Annotated in this window: 14 protein-coding genes; 6 read left to right on the forward strand and 8 right to left on the reverse strand. The window is 49.9% G+C overall.

From position 1 onward, the window contains the following. Positions 1-149: 149 nt before the first annotated feature. Genes ABLV12_RS03125 through ABLV12_RS03140 form a run of 4 tightly spaced genes read right to left on the reverse strand, consistent with a single transcriptional unit; the run spans position 150 to position 4421 of the window. Positions 150-1010 carry a ketose-bisphosphate aldolase gene (locus ABLV12_RS03125; RefSeq protein WP_335270664.1) on the reverse strand — a complete coding sequence of 287 codons (861 nt, stop codon included), beginning with the start codon at positions 1008-1010 and terminating at the stop codon, positions 150-152. A gap of 2 nt (positions 1011-1012) precedes the next feature. After that, a complete protein-coding gene (locus tag ABLV12_RS03130) occupies positions 1013-2419 on the reverse strand; it encodes a fructose-specific PTS transporter subunit EIIC (protein ID WP_064396720.1) in 1407 nt (468 codons plus the stop codon). A gap of 21 nt (positions 2420-2440) precedes the next feature. Then, the gene (locus tag ABLV12_RS03135) at positions 2441-2914 is read right to left on the reverse strand and encodes a PTS sugar transporter subunit IIA (RefSeq protein WP_004100834.1); all 474 of its coding nucleotides are present in this window, start codon (positions 2912-2914) and stop codon (positions 2441-2443) included. Next, positions 2904-4421, reverse strand: coding sequence for a PRD domain-containing protein (locus ABLV12_RS03140; RefSeq protein WP_064396722.1), 1518 nt, complete (start codon positions 4419-4421; stop codon positions 2904-2906). The genes ABLV12_RS03135 and ABLV12_RS03140 overlap by 11 nt, the downstream gene beginning before the upstream one ends. A gap of 428 nt (positions 4422-4849) precedes the next feature. On the opposite strand from ABLV12_RS03140, the gene ABLV12_RS03145 reads away from it, so the two are divergent. The 3 genes from ABLV12_RS03145 (at position 4850) to ABLV12_RS03155 (ending at position 8645) form a co-directional block, all read left to right on the forward strand. Continuing rightward, the gene (locus ABLV12_RS03145) at positions 4850-5860 is read left to right on the forward strand and encodes a LacI family DNA-binding transcriptional regulator (RefSeq protein WP_064396723.1); all 1011 of its coding nucleotides are present in this window, start codon (positions 4850-4852) and stop codon (positions 5858-5860) included. Positions 5861-6001: 141 nt separating this feature from the next. Beyond that, a complete protein-coding gene (nhaC, locus tag ABLV12_RS03150; RefSeq protein ID WP_160887629.1) occupies positions 6002-7477 on the forward strand; it encodes a Na+/H+ antiporter NhaC in 1476 nt (491 codons plus the stop codon). Then, positions 7467-8645 (forward strand): MalY/PatB family protein, encoded by a 1179-nt coding sequence (locus tag ABLV12_RS03155; protein WP_348866771.1) that lies wholly within the window; start codon positions 7467-7469, stop codon positions 8643-8645. Before nhaC ends, ABLV12_RS03155 begins: the two co-directional genes overlap by 11 nt. A gap of 112 nt (positions 8646-8757) precedes the next feature. Here ABLV12_RS03155 and ABLV12_RS03160 read toward each other — a convergent pair whose 3' ends face one another. After that, a complete protein-coding gene (locus ABLV12_RS03160; protein ID WP_160887631.1) occupies positions 8758-9660 on the reverse strand; it encodes a DMT family transporter in 903 nt (300 codons plus the stop codon). A 532-nt stretch (positions 9661-10192) separates the two neighbouring features. After that, a complete protein-coding gene (locus tag ABLV12_RS03165; protein WP_004100844.1) occupies positions 10193-10405 on the reverse strand; it encodes a cold-shock protein in 213 nt (70 codons plus the stop codon). 447 nt (positions 10406-10852) lie between these two features. Between ABLV12_RS03165 and ABLV12_RS03170 the strand changes: the two genes are divergently transcribed. After that, on the forward strand, positions 10853-11080 hold the full coding sequence (locus ABLV12_RS03170) for a cold-shock protein (RefSeq protein ID WP_004100846.1): 228 nt from the start codon (positions 10853-10855) through the stop codon (positions 11078-11080). A 244-nt stretch (positions 11081-11324) separates the two neighbouring features. Here the strand turns inward: ABLV12_RS03170 and lysM are convergent, their stop codons facing one another. Continuing rightward, positions 11325-11777: a peptidoglycan-binding protein LysM gene (lysM, locus tag ABLV12_RS03175; RefSeq protein WP_160887633.1), complete on the reverse strand. Its 453-nt coding sequence runs from the start codon at positions 11775-11777 to the stop codon at positions 11325-11327. A gap of 390 nt (positions 11778-12167) precedes the next feature. On the opposite strand from lysM, the gene ABLV12_RS03180 reads away from it, so the two are divergent. Next, positions 12168-12545, forward strand: coding sequence for a RidA family protein (locus ABLV12_RS03180; RefSeq protein WP_348866772.1), 378 nt, complete (start codon positions 12168-12170; stop codon positions 12543-12545). Between the two features lie 177 nt (positions 12546-12722). Further along, complete coding sequence (locus ABLV12_RS03185; protein ID WP_016807364.1) at positions 12723-13751, forward strand: LLM class flavin-dependent oxidoreductase; 1029 nt, start codon at positions 12723-12725, stop codon at positions 13749-13751. Positions 13752-13802: 51 nt separating this feature from the next. Here ABLV12_RS03185 and ABLV12_RS03190 read toward each other — a convergent pair whose 3' ends face one another. Beyond that, complete coding sequence (locus tag ABLV12_RS03190; protein WP_064396735.1) at positions 13803-14138, reverse strand: gamma-glutamylcyclotransferase family protein; 336 nt, start codon at positions 14136-14138, stop codon at positions 13803-13805. Between the last annotated feature and the right edge of the window lie 16 nt (positions 14139-14154).

Raw genomic sequence — 14154 nt, forward strand, 5'->3', positions numbered from 1 at the left:
AAAAAACCTGCCGAAGCGGGTTTTTTTATACTTGTTTTACTGCAACGGGTGCCCATCTGAGAGATGAGCTTCATTTCGCTGATTCATTCCCTGTTTTAGGGCATCAGCAACAGAGTCGGTCACGACTTCCTCTGCTCCCATCGCATACCTCAGACGTAGAGCGCCGCCTTGCCGATAGATGAAAACAAATGCATCTTGTGAACCACAACGGCTTTTGCGGCTTCCATTGGCCTGATAAATAAGCTGTTAGGTTCGTGGCTGCCTGATTTCAGCTCTTCTTCCAGAGCAACAAAGAATGCTTTTTTCATGTCGCTGGAAATATTGATTTTTCCGACCCCGTGCTGGATAGACTCGGCGACTTCTTCATCCTTATTTCCCGATCCGCCATGAAGAACCAGCGGGATGGTTAACCGCTGTTTAATGGATTTCAGCCTTTCGATATCCAGTTTTGGCTGCATTCCTGCAGGATATAAGCCATGCGATGTACCAATCGCGACCGCCAGCGTATCGACCCCGGTCTCGTTGACAAATTGCTCAGCCTGCTGCGGATCGGTATACAGTATTTCGCCATGCCCACCTTCGCCGCTGCCTTGTGCCACGCCGATGGTACCCAGTTCAGCTTCAACGGAAACACCTGCAGCATGAGCGACTTCCGTCACGCGGCGTGTGATAGCGATATTGTCTTCCAGCGGGTGCGCTGAAGCATCAATCATCACCGAGGTATAGCCGGTGCGAATCGCCCGCATAACCTGCTCCAGAGTCTGCCCATGATCCAGGTGAATGACGACCGGTACCGTTGCTTTGATAGCCAGTTCACGAAGATAGAAAATAAATTCATCGCCGGTGAAATCATGTTCATCAGGATGAATTTCAAGAATAACCGGCGAACGCAGCTTTTCTGCAACCTCAATAACCGCTCTGGCGAATTCGGCAGAAGCAATATTAAAAGCGCCAATACCAAATTTATGTTGCTGAGCTACAGATAATAACTCTTTCATATTCATAAGCATGACTACATCTCCTGTACAGTTTCAGGGCTGTCTTTTTTAATAAAACGCAGAATAATCGCGGTGAGTAACGCGCCGGCGGCGATGGCGACGATATATCCCACAACGTGGGTGATCACATTGGGAATAAACATGACGAATATGCCGCCGTGTGGGGCTCTGGAGGCACATCCCAGGGCCATGGAGAGCGCGCCTGCCAGCCCGGAGCCGGCGACGATGGCGGGAATAACGCGTAGCGGATCGGCTACGGCATAAGGGATAGCGCCTTCAGTGATAAACGACAGGCCGAGAACATAGGTGACTTTGCCGGTGTCCCTCTCCTGACGGGAGAATTTCCGCCCGAACAGCGTGGTGGCGAGCGCAATACCCAACGGCGGTACCATTCCTGCCGCCATACAGGCCGCTATAGGTTCGTAGATCCCTGTCGACATCAAGCCAATTGCAAACATGCAGACAGTCTTGTTAAGGGGACCGCCCATATCAAACGCCACCATCATGCCTATCAAAAGGCCCATAATTGCTGCGTGGGTATTGCCCAGGTTTTCGAGGAACGCTGTCAGTGAGTCGAGAAGAAACTTAATCGGTTCGCCAATCACCAGCACCATTAACGCCCCGGTAATAAAAACGCTCAGCAATGGCACGATTAAAATAGGCTTCAGGCCCGCTATCGATTTGGGAAGGTTGATATATTTGACGATGAGCAGCGTGGCGTATCCGGCCAGAAAACCCGCCAGCAAAGCCCCCAGAAAACCTGACCCTGTCTGAATGGCCATCATGCCGCCGACCGCGCCCGACACTATCCCCATATTGCCGCTAATCGATTTACTGATTCCGAGCGAGAGAACGGGTAGCATCAGCGCAAAGGCCGCGCCGCCGCCAATGTCAGAGAGCATTTTCGCCAGCGGGTTAAAATTTTCATCTCCCGGCGTTGCCGCGGTAATACCAAATGAGAAGCTCAGCGCGATTAAAATACCGCCGGCAACGACGAACGGGATCATCAGGTTAACGCCGGTGATAAGATGAATATAAATTTGAGACACCAGTAATTTATCTTTATCTTTTTTCGGCGATTCCTGAGCATCGTCTGCCGCCAGGTGTCGTTGTGGCTGTAATTTACCGGTGACAATCTCGTCCAGTAATCCTGCTGCATCCTTTGCGGCGCGAGTCACCGAGACGCGGATTATATTTTTGTTATGGAAACGAGAGAGATCGATGACCTTATCCGCGGCGATTAAAACAATATCTGCTTGTTGAATATCCTCCTCGGTAAAAATATATTCACTGTCTACGGCGCCATGCGTTTCAACGAGTAAAGGGATGCCTTTTTTAAGGGCGTTCTTTTTAAGATTGGCTTCTGCAAGGTAAGTATGTGCAACGCCTGTTGGACAGGCGGTAATGGCAATTATTTTCATATTATTCTCCTTGTGAGGATACTACTCTCCGGTATTGTTAATAATTAAGCGGTAGAGTTCCTCTGGCGAACTGGCATTAATTAGCTTTTCAACAACCTCATCGTCACCCAGGGCGATAGATATACGAGCGAGAACTTTTATATGTCCCGCTCCGCTATCGGCTTCTTTTACCGCAAAAAGAATAACCAGCTTAACATCTGAACTATCCATGGTTTCCCAGTCGACATTATCCTTCAGTTTTGCGACGGCTATCCTTGTTTCATTGACCCAACAGGATTTGCCATGAGGAATGGCTATTTGGTTTTCAAAACCAGTCGATCCCAGGGCTTCACGAGCCAGGACATCTTTAATAAAACCTTGTTTATTATCAATGACGCCTTCATCGCACAGCGCCTGAGTCAACTGCTCGATGACGTCGATTTTACTTTTTGCCTGCATCTCAGTAATAACGCAGGCCTTACTTAACAGATCGCTGATTACTATTTTATTTAACATATTCACTCTCCTGAGTCTGGCGTTTGCTGAATAAGGCTTCGGTCACCCGAATGATGTCTTTCGCAGAAAATAGTGCGGAAACATAGGCAACAGGGATCATCATTTCCTCTATTCGGATGGTGGATATGATTAGGTCGCACTTCTTTTCAGCTAACGTTTCCTTTAATCGACTGCCGGGAACAATGTCGATAATCTCCCAGTCGGGGAAGGCTTTGGTAATCCGGCTGTACAGGAGCTGAGATGTACCGACTCCGCTTGAACAGACAAGTATGATTTTCTTATTTTCTTTAATCTTTTCGATTGCCGCCTGGATGTATACCGTTAAATAGGCGACTTCATCCTCAGAGGGGGGATCGTGTTTACTGTAATCATTGATTTGCATAGTTGCGTTTCTGACCGCCAAAAATACCGGAGAGAGTTCTTTTTTAATCTCATCCAGCAAAGGGTTATGAATAATGATGCGGAAAGCCAGACGGTTCAACATCGGCTTAATATGCATAACCAGAGCGTTCAAGAGCGACTGATCGGAGATTAAATCACATTTAAGCAGCTGCGAAAGTAGACTGGTTAACTTAATGGCATAATGTAACGCTTCCTGGTCCTGCACTCCTCTGTCAGGATGGACGGCATGAACGGGATGCTTGCCGGATGAAACAAGATATTGATAAATATAATTAATCTCGATTTGCGGGAACCTGAGCGTATATTTCTGCTCAAGCCATACGATAGCTTTTTCAGCAATCTGCCATTCCTTGTTGTCATGCACTGGCGCAGCTTCATCAGCCGGGCAAACGATTCTCTTCTCCAGACGTCTGATGGTGACCAGTAAATGTGAAAACAGATTGGTATAGTAGGGCTCGCTAATGGCGCAGGTTAATTCATCCTCGATAAATGCAATCAAATTGATACAGTTGGCCACGTTGTCTTTACCAAATTCTTTGATAAGCTGTACGCGAGAGAACCTATCGATTCTGCTATCGGTCATGTGATAGTTACATAAAACGCTATGAGTAATGATCTCCTTAAGCGCCATGCGGATGTCATAGTCATTACCGTCAATAAACGTACCGGTATGGTTCTTTATCATTCTAAGGGAGAAACACTCTAGCCATTTTTCAACTTTAATTAGGTCTTCCACAATGGAAGAGCGACTGATGAAGTATTTCTCAGCTAAAAAGCTGATAGATAATGGCGTGGGAGAATGCGTCAGCAAATCGGTCGCAATGCCCACCAGCCGCTTGTTTTTAAGTATGTTTACAACCTGCGCATCCCCGGAGATAAGGGGGAGGGGAACAACGTCGTTCGCCTCAAGCTTCAGGCCCAGACCGGGTTTACTGATTACAGAATGACCTTTATCAGTGAAATAAAGGTTAATAGCTTCAACATCTCGTCTGAGCGTACTGACTGAAATATTGAGCATTTTTGCCGCCCGAGAGGTGGCCAGCCAGCCACTTTCCTGCGTTAAATGATTGATTAATGATATTTGTCTTTTACTGAGCACTTTCATTATCCGCTCCTACAAAGATAAGTTGGCGCCTTAATGACGTTAGTTATAGCGGCTGGCATGACAAAGGGAAATACCAGGAGATGAACATATGTAAACCATCATAATGAACAGCAGGCAACAAGGCAGATACATCATTATACGTGGAGATATGTAAGAAATTGTCCCTGATGGAAAAGAATATAATATCTGAATAACACGCTGTGGGGATGATATGATTAGAATGTTCTATTTGTTAATTCTTTATGTTGATCTTTTACAAAAAGAGCGCAAACCTCAATGAAGCTAAAACTAAAGCTATTATTAAAATTGATAAAGTGATCCAGGGGGATTTTGCGGTTTTAAATAAAACGACAGCGATCGCTACAGAAAATATCACCACCACGGTACTATGAATCTCAGTTAAATCTAAAGCATAAAAGGAAGGGGATATGGCAACAATAAAGGATGTTGCACAACTTGCGGGGGTTTCAACCGCGACGGTTTCGCGCGTTATTAATCAAACCGCCTGGGTTGAACCGGTAACGCGTGAGCGTGTTGAAAAAGCGATGCGTGAACTGAATTATCATCGCAATGCCGCGGCGCTGGCGCTGGCGAAACGCAGCGGCGATATGCTCGGGTTATTGACCGGCAACCTTGCCGATCCCTTTTTCGCTCGCCTCGCCCGCGGCGTCGAGGAGGTCTCACGGCAGGAACAATTCCGCTTGATGGTATGCAGCGGCGGGCATGATGAAGGGATGGAAAAAGCCGGGCTGGATTTTCTAATCAACCAGGGCTGTGAGGCGATCGTGGTCCATGCGAGCAGATTGGCGGAAAAGGAGTTGCTACGTTATGCCGCCCATTTCCCCGCGATGGTGGTGGTAAATCGCTATATTGCCGGGATGGCCAATCGCTGCGTCTGGCTGGAGAACTGCGAGGCCTCAAAAAAGGCAACGCTGCATTTACTTGAGCAGGGGCACCGCTGTATTGCCTGCGTGACGAGCGACTTACCGATAATCGATCGTCGCGAGCGGCTGGAAGGCTATCGCCAGGCGTTAGCGGAATACGGTATTACCCCGGACAGGAGCTGGGTGATAAGCGTTCCTTTTAACGAAGAAGGCGGCGAACGCGCGGCGCATCAGCTTCTTAACTGCGGGATCCCTTTTACCGCGACGGTAACCTTTAATGATGTGATGGCGGCCGGCATCATGCGTATCCTGCATCTGAAAGGCATTACGCTACCGCAGCAGCTTTCAATAGTCGGGTTCGATGATGTGGTTATGGCGCGTTATCTCTATCCGGCGCTGACAACAATGCATTACCCGGTTGAGCGAATGGCGCGTTGCGCTTCGCAGCTGGCGATCCAGCTCTTTAAAGGCGCCACCCAGCAGCCCTGCGTCAATAGCTTCGCAGCGGAACTGGTGGTCCGCGATTCCGTTCTTCCTCCCGGGAGCGGTAATTAAATCGTCAAGCCTCACAAGTGTGATCGGCTTCAAATTTAATAGTCTCATGTAATCGCTTACATGAAGGCGAACGGAGGATCACAGTCAGGCAAAAGGGGGGGCAGTTACCCTTGAACGACCTTACAGACTGGAGTTCTAGCTATGAATGCCTCTCAAAAGCAGAAAAAAACGCTCTCATTTGGCCTGGCCACCGTCCCTATTTTAGCCATGCTAATGCTGTTAATTATTGGCTACGGCATCATGGGGTTGCGAATCGAACCGCTACTGCTCTGTTCCGCTGCCGTAGCCGCCGTATTAGCCTTATGGCAGGGCTTTACGTGGGAAGAGATCATTAGTTCGGTCGTGGATAAACTGGCGAAAGCGATGCCAGTCATTATGATCCTCATCTGCGTTGGCGCTTTAATTGGCACCTGGATGTTCAGCGGCACCATTCCTTATATGGTGTATTGGGGGCTTAAATTAATCAGTCCTGAGTATATTCTTATTGCCGCATTCTTTTTGACCAGCGTCGTCTCGGTGTGTACCGGAACATCATGGGGATCGGCGGGAACGGTGGGGGTGGCGCTGATGGGGGTCGCGGCCGGGCTGGACGTCTCCCTGGCGGCGGCTGCCGGGGCGGTGGTATCCGGGGCTTACTTCGGCGATAAAATTTCACCGCTGTCTGACTCCACCAACTTCGCCGCCATTGTCGCCGATACCACGCTTTTCGAGCATATTCAGCACTTACTATGGACCACAATCCCCAGCTTTCTGCTTGCCGCGGCGGTATATCTTATCGCCGGTCACAGCAATATGCTGGGCGAGGTCGCGACGCCGCAGCGGGTCACCGATATTGTCAATGCGCTGGAGTCTCTGTACCGCTTTAATATCGTTTTGATTTTACCGCCCGTCATTGTTCTGTGGGGAGCGGTTCGCAAAAAACCGGTCATTCCTTTAATGCTGGGCGCCTGCGTGTTAGCCCTGATTCTCGGCGTCGTGATGCAGGGGCTTAGCCTTAAGCAGGGGCTGGATGCCTTTATTGACGGTTTCAACATCTCCATGTTCCCGCAGGGGAGCGAAGGCATCATTGCTGATGTGCCGCGACTGCTCAACCGTGGCGGTATGTTCTCTATGATGAGCACCATTCTGCTGGTATTTTGCGCTTTCTCCTTTGCCGGCGCTTTAACCTTAACGGGGGCGCTCAACATTATTATCAACCGCCTATTGACGGTTATTCACAGCGTCGGTCAGCTCATCGCCGCCACCATTGGCACCACTATTCTGGTAACTGGCGCAACGAGCGATGGAAAACTGGCTCTTCTGGTACCCGCTGAATTATTCAAAGATGCCTACCGGCGTATGGGGCTGGATACCAAAAATCTTTCTCGAACCATCGAAGATGCGGGCACCGTTATTGAGCCTTTATTACCCTGGACCTCTGCCGGGGTCTATATGGCAACGACGCTGGGAGTGAGCACCCTGGATTTACTGCCCTGGGCGGTTCAGTGCTATGCCGCTATCTTCTTTGCCTTATTTTTCGGCTTTACCGGAATCGGTATCGCGAAAACCTCCCCAGCCGCAGAAAATGCAACGAATTTGCTGGCCACAGAACAGGAAGGGAAGCCAGATGGACTTTAATAAAATAATTGATCGCCACCATACCGGATCGCTGAAATGGGATTTTATGACGCGCTATTTTGGCGAAGAAGCCACTGAACTGTTGCCGATGTGGGTTTCCGATTTTGACTTTAGCTGCCCGCCGGACGTTCAGAAAGCCTTAGTTCAGCGTATTGAACACGGTATTTTTGGTTACAGCGAACGACCGCAAACCTACTATGACGCATTAATCTCATGGTTCTTAACGCGGCATCAGCTGGTTATAAAACCAGAGTGGATATGCAGTATTGAAGGGGTGGTTCCCGGATTATCCCTCCTCGTGCAAATGCTGAGCCACCCCGGTGAAGGGGTGGTGGTTCAGGGACCCTATTATGGATCTTTTGCCAAAATTATTTCGCTCAACGGTAGACGCCTGCTGGATAATCCGCTGTATGAGGAGCCTGACCAGGGCTACAGAATGGATCTCGATCATCTGGAAAGGCTGTTTCGTACAGAGCGCCCGCCGCTAATGATCCTCTGTAATCCGCATAATCCAACCGGTCGGTGTTGGTCAGCTCTGGAACTGAGCGAGTTGCTCCGGCTGTGTGAAGAGTATGATGTTATTTTAATTTCCGATGAAATCTGGGCCGATTTACTGCTTCCAGGGGAAGCATTTACTTCGGTCTTGCATTTAGAGGAGCGCTGGCATTCGCGCGTGATATCCGCCACCTCCGCCAGTAAAACGTTTGGTTTATCTACCCTACGCATTGCGAACTTTCTCATACCGTCGCCGGCGCTGCGTGAACAATTTATGCGCCGTCTCGATGCTCATGGACTGGACGTCTTCAATGCGTTGTCCATTGAAGCGAGCACAGCTGCGTGGCAACACGGCGCTCCCTGGCTGGATGAGCTACTGCGCTATCTGGCAGAAAATCGACGGTGGTTTATTCAGCAGGTTGAGCAATATCTACCGTGGGCGCGCATCATCCCTGCTCAAGGGACGTATCTGCTATGGATAGACTGCAAACGGCTGGGACTGGACGATGAACAGCTGAAATGGCTCATGGTGGATGTTGCGGGTATTGCCCCTTCAATGGGAAACAGCTTTGGCGCAACCGGCAGCGGTTTTATTCGCCTTAATCTCGGGTGTCCGCGCGCGTACCTCGAAAAAGCGGTGGAGGGACTGAAACGCATTGCTTTTACAGCATAAATAACATTGCCTTCGGTGAGTCCGTCTAAGCGAAGTTCCTGTCGCCCGTTTTAATGCGCAGGTGCTGAGAGTCTGTCCTCCCCCTGTCAGGGTTAAAACGGTGCATTCCTGCTTACGAATGCACCGTTTCCTTTTTTGCGATCGAACAAATCGCGATGCCAATTAAAATTAACAGCGTGCTCAGTAAGTGATAGAGGTGCGGCCGGGTATGTAAAAACAGAATACTCAATATCCCGCCAGATAGCGGAATAAGGTGAGTGTAAATTTCACCGCGAGTCGCGCCAATGGCGGCGATGCCTTTGTTCCAGAACAAATAGGCCAGCCACGAGGGGAAGATAACCAGATACGCCAGGCCGGTGAGGAAAGAGATATCGTGGTACGCGGCGAACGAGGTGGCGGGGTGTCGCCATAGCCAGAAAATGACCACCGGAAGCAGAATCAGGGAGCCGATAAGTGAACTGACGGCGACGAAAGCGTTGGCGGGAATACGCCGATCTTTATTACGCAGCAGAGAGCAATAAACCGCCCAGCTTAGCGCAGACCCCATGGCCCACAGGTCGCCCTGGCTAAATCCTTTGAGTCCCTCGGCGTAGGTCAGATTGCCGTGCAGCAGAAGCAGCAGTACGCCTGCGGTGCTAAACGCAACACCGCACCAGTTACGCGTTGAAACCCGGTCATGGAAAATCAGACGGTTAATCATCAGCACCATGCAGGGGGTCGCCGACATATAAATTGCGGCGTTTAGCGCGGAGGTGGTCTGCAGACCGATATAGAGGGTTAGCGGGAAACTCACCTGCCCACACAGCGTTAAAATCAGCAGCGTCGATGCATTTCCACGCAATAAACGCCAACTCTCGCGGATTTGACGTTGATAAAGCCCTACCAGCAGCACGGCGGTTAGCGCCCACCTTGCTTCCGTCATAACAATCGGATCTGCGCCCTGAACGAGAATATGCCCTACAACATAATTCCCTCCCCAAAACAGGGCTGCCAGCGTAAGTAACAGGTAGGGCATGCTGATTCCTTGCATCGCTTTAAACTGTACTACATGGTAACTACGTTTTTTTTAAAACATCAATTAAATTAGACGTTTTTTAAAATTTTCATGAATAATCAATGGGTAGCTGCGTCATTCAGGATGGCTATCATCATTACTACCCCTTCCGCAGGTGCTGGCTTTAACCACCTTGAGAAAATATCGCGAAAAAACTGATAGAGACGCGCCTTATCGGCAGGCTCTCTTCACTGGCAGCATGAACGATACGCACTGTACTCTCTTATCTTTTTAATTGCTGAGGTCGCCCGCAGTGAATTTAAAACGAGGTTTGCGTACTTTGCCGGTGGCTTAAGGTATTACGACTCTAAACGGGAGCATTTATTGTTGCAAAGAGATATACCAGTGGGAGGGGTTATAGCAATACTCGGGGGGCGTCATTTGGGGGGTGTTATCGAAAGCATGAAAATAGCAAAATGACGCGATTATCTCAAAAACTCTCATTATAAATAACCCCGACGTGATGTCAGGGTCATTAAAGCAGGAGCGCGCTTTAAACAGCGTAGACGTTACCCGCTGAAGGACCCTTCTGGCCATCTTCAATGGTGAATTCGACTTTCTGGCCTTCGCTCAGGGTCTTAAAGCCACCGCTCTGGATAGCAGAAAAATGGACGAAGACATCCTTGCTACCGTTGTCCGGAGTGATGAAACCAAAACCTTTTGATTCGTTAAACCATTTTACTAAACCAGTCATTTTATTAGACATTGATAATACCTCAACATATCTGAGCCTTACGGCGAAAAGGGTTTTCGCACAGAATCTAATTAATAACGATAAGGAGACTCAAAAGGAAGAATTATCAACGGATAACACTTAAGATGAGGACTGCTTTACTAAACCGCTTTATTATGTCTGTATGCTAAACCGACCCCTCATTAGTCACACACATCACTATAGATAGCAAGACTTATTTCCAGGTAAATATCCTGATAAAGTTTTTTTGCCGCGCAAGGATATCTGGATGGCTAAAAATTGATTTGCTTATTATCGCTATCCGTGCATTAATGACCTAATCTGTGCGCGATAAACGAACATCAAACTCTACTGAGCAGTTCTCATGACCAGGCGCTATCGCTGATATCCCCTCCTTTTGAGTCCAAAATTTGATCCTGTACGTTTCTCTCAATTTCATGCTGTGTAACTGGAGGGAGTATGTCCTCAAGAATTAAAGGTCTGGTGAAGTGGTATAATGAATCGAAGGGGTTTGGTTTCATCTCTCCTCTTGATGGCAGCAAAGATATCGCCGTTAATTACTCAGCGCTTCACGGCGATAACTTTAATACCCTCTTTGAAGGGCAAAAAGTTGAATTTGCCATACATCGCGGTGATAAAGGTCCAGCGGCGACGAAAGTTATTCTGTGCGATAAAGAGATATTTTAGAACGATGACCATGAGAGGAGAGGGCATCGATTGTGCCATCTCGACGGCTGCGGTTCGCCGTGGCAGAAGCCATCCCTAACTGACAGAAAAATTATCTCTCCCGGCCACTAAAGCGGCCTGTGATGCTGCCAGGCAGAATGCCCTGATAAACGTTCACATGGCTGAGAGTGAATTACCGACCAGCAAACCGGCCGGTAATTAACGAAGTGTGGTGAGTGAACTGACGGAAGCTTAGCGAAATAACTTACTGCTTCGCCGGGATAATCAGCACCTGACCCGGATAGATCTTATCGGGATGCGTCAGCATCGGTTTATTGGCTTCAAAAATACGCTGATAGTCATTAGCCGAGCCGTACATCGCTTTTGAGATGGCGCTCAGGGTATCGCCGGATTTCACCGTGTAATAACGGCTTTCCGCTCCGCTCTGCGTCACATTAACGCTATCATTGACCTGGCCTACCCCGGTGACGTTACCCACCGCCACCAGAATTTTTTCTTTATCTTCCTGTGAGCCGACGTCGCCCGTTATCGTTGCGGTGCCATCGTCCGAGACATCAATATTCACTTTTTCAGCGCCGGGCAGGTTAAGGTTATCAATGTGTTTTTTCAGCTTTTCGGCCCGATCTTCCTTGCTGCCGCCAGATACCGCATCCCAGATTTTCTCGCCCGCGTCTTTCACAAAACTTAATAATCCCATCGTTCCATACCTCCATTACTGCTTCATGATTAATATTTTCATCAGACCCAATAATCCAATATCCAATATAGATAAGTGCAGGATGCCTCCACCGTAGCGGCAACGTCTTAAAGAAGCGCAACCTGCCATTGAAGTATATGCAATAAGCGTCAAAGTGCAGGATATTTGCCTTAAATTCTCCGCGATGGCGCGGCATCAACGCTAGTCATCACGGCCATTATGCGATCCGTTTTGCAACGATATCGGTACCGTAGCAACGCCTTGCCAGGCTGCGAAGAAAGCATAGATAAGGGCTGTAATGCTATTTTTTGCCAGGAGGAGACATACTGAATGCCTTAGCTAAAGCATGTTAGGATGGCGACTCGTTTCCTCTTAAATAAGGATGTCAGCATGAGCAAGGTGGTACGGAAAAATTATCCTCAACTGGGTGAAGTCAAGGCTCCCTACGTTCACTCGGTAATGCACGGAAACACGCTCTATATTTCAGGGTTAACCGCGTTCGGCACGCAGGCGCAGCAGGGGAGCATCGCCGCCCAGGCGGAGGAGATCTTTAAGCAGATCAGAACCGTCGCTGACGCAGAAGGCGTTGATTTTTCATCCCTGATTAAAGTCACTATTTTTATAACCTCATTTGCTGAGATCGACGCATTACGCCGGGTTCTCTATCAAAACTACGGTGACCATCTGCCTGCCAGCTCTCTCGTTGAAGTCAGCCGCCTCTTTTCACCCGACCTTAAAATTGAAATTGAAGCGATTTTCGGCCTCTGAAGGACCGCCCATGACCGGGAGGCGGCAAATAGCTTTATCAATTTATTTGAAGTATTCGGTTAAACAAACGATATTTATTCTCACCTGGTTACGCGTAGAGTAGTGGGATACGCGGCAGACACGCTTGTCATAAGGCGCGCTCTACCGACGACTCCCTGCAAACCAGGAAACTTCGTCATGAAAAAGATTGGCTTTTTATCATTTGGTCACTGGACGCCGTCGCCGCAGTCCGGAACGCGTTCAGCCGCTGATGCGCTGTTACAATCCATCGACCTTGCCGTCGCCGCCGAAGAACTGGGCGCGGACGGCGCCTATTTCAGGGTGCATCATTTTGCTCGCCAGCTCAGTTCCCCGTTTCCCCTGCTGGCTGCGATAGGGGCGAAAACCAAAAAAATTGAAATCGGCACCGGCGTGATCGATATGCGTTATGAAAACCCGCTGTATATGGCAGAGGATGCGGGTGCGGCGGACCTCATCTCCGGTGGCCGCCTGCAGCTGGGTATCAGCCGCGGCTCTCCGGAGCAGGTTATTGATGGCTGGCGCTATTTTGGTTACGTCCCCGGCGAAGGTGAAAATGAGTCGGATATGGCGCGTCGTCACACCGAAGTGCTGCTGGACGTCCTGCGCGGGGAAGGTTTTGCGAAACCCAATCCGCAGCCTATGTTCCCCAACCCGCCGGGGCTGCTGCGTCTGGAACCGCATTCCGAAGGTCTGCGCGAACGAATCTGGTGGGGCGCCGGTTCGAATGCTACCGCGAAGTGGGCGGCAACGCTGGGTATGAACCTGCAAAGTTCGACGCTGAAGGATGATGAAACCGGGGAACCGTTTCACATTCAGCAGGCGAAACAGATCCGCGCCTATCGCGAAGCCTGGGCACAGGCGGGCCATACCCGTACGCCGCGCGTCTCGGTTAGCCGCAGCATTTTCGCCCTGATGGACGATCGCGATCGTCTCTATTTCGGTTCAGGCCGTGACGAGAGTGATTCGATCGGTTTCCTCGATGAGAAAACCCGCGCTATTTTCGGCCGCAGCTACGCCGCAGAGCCGGACAAGCTCATCACGCAGCTGAAACAGGATGAGGCCATCGCCGAAGCGGATACGCTGCTGTTGACGGTGCCGAACCAGCTGGGCGTGGAATATAATGCGCATGTCATTGAGTCGATTCTGAAGCACGTTGCGCCGGCAATGGGCTGGCGCGATGCCTGAGTTAGTCGCGGTCGATGCCCCGCCGGCAAGCGCTGTGCGGGGCGAAATCGTCTACGGGGTCCTCTTCGGCTGTAGCTGGTAGGTCCAGGCGGTCACTCGCTGACCCTCATCGGTGGTGACTTCAACAGCAACGCGATCGTAGCCCTCTTCGAACGCATCCAGCATGGCCCAATGGGCCTCGAGACTCGCCGACAGAAACAGAAAGCCGGGCACCCGGGGGCCGTTTTTGTCGAGAACAATGCCCGGAAAATCTGCCGCCGCTCCCCAGCCGCGTTCATAAAAGGTGCCGGTGACGTAGCCTGGCTGCCACTCTCCGCCAATGCTGTCCATAATATGGGCGTTAGAGTGGCCCGGGCGCAGCGTGCCGTAGACAAATAAGCGTTCCATTATCCCTCATTAACTC

It is taken from the genome of Klebsiella sp. CN_Kp100 (genome assembly GCF_040065315.1).
GTDB classification, from domain to species: Bacteria; Pseudomonadota; Gammaproteobacteria; order Enterobacterales; family Enterobacteriaceae; genus Klebsiella; species Klebsiella oxytoca.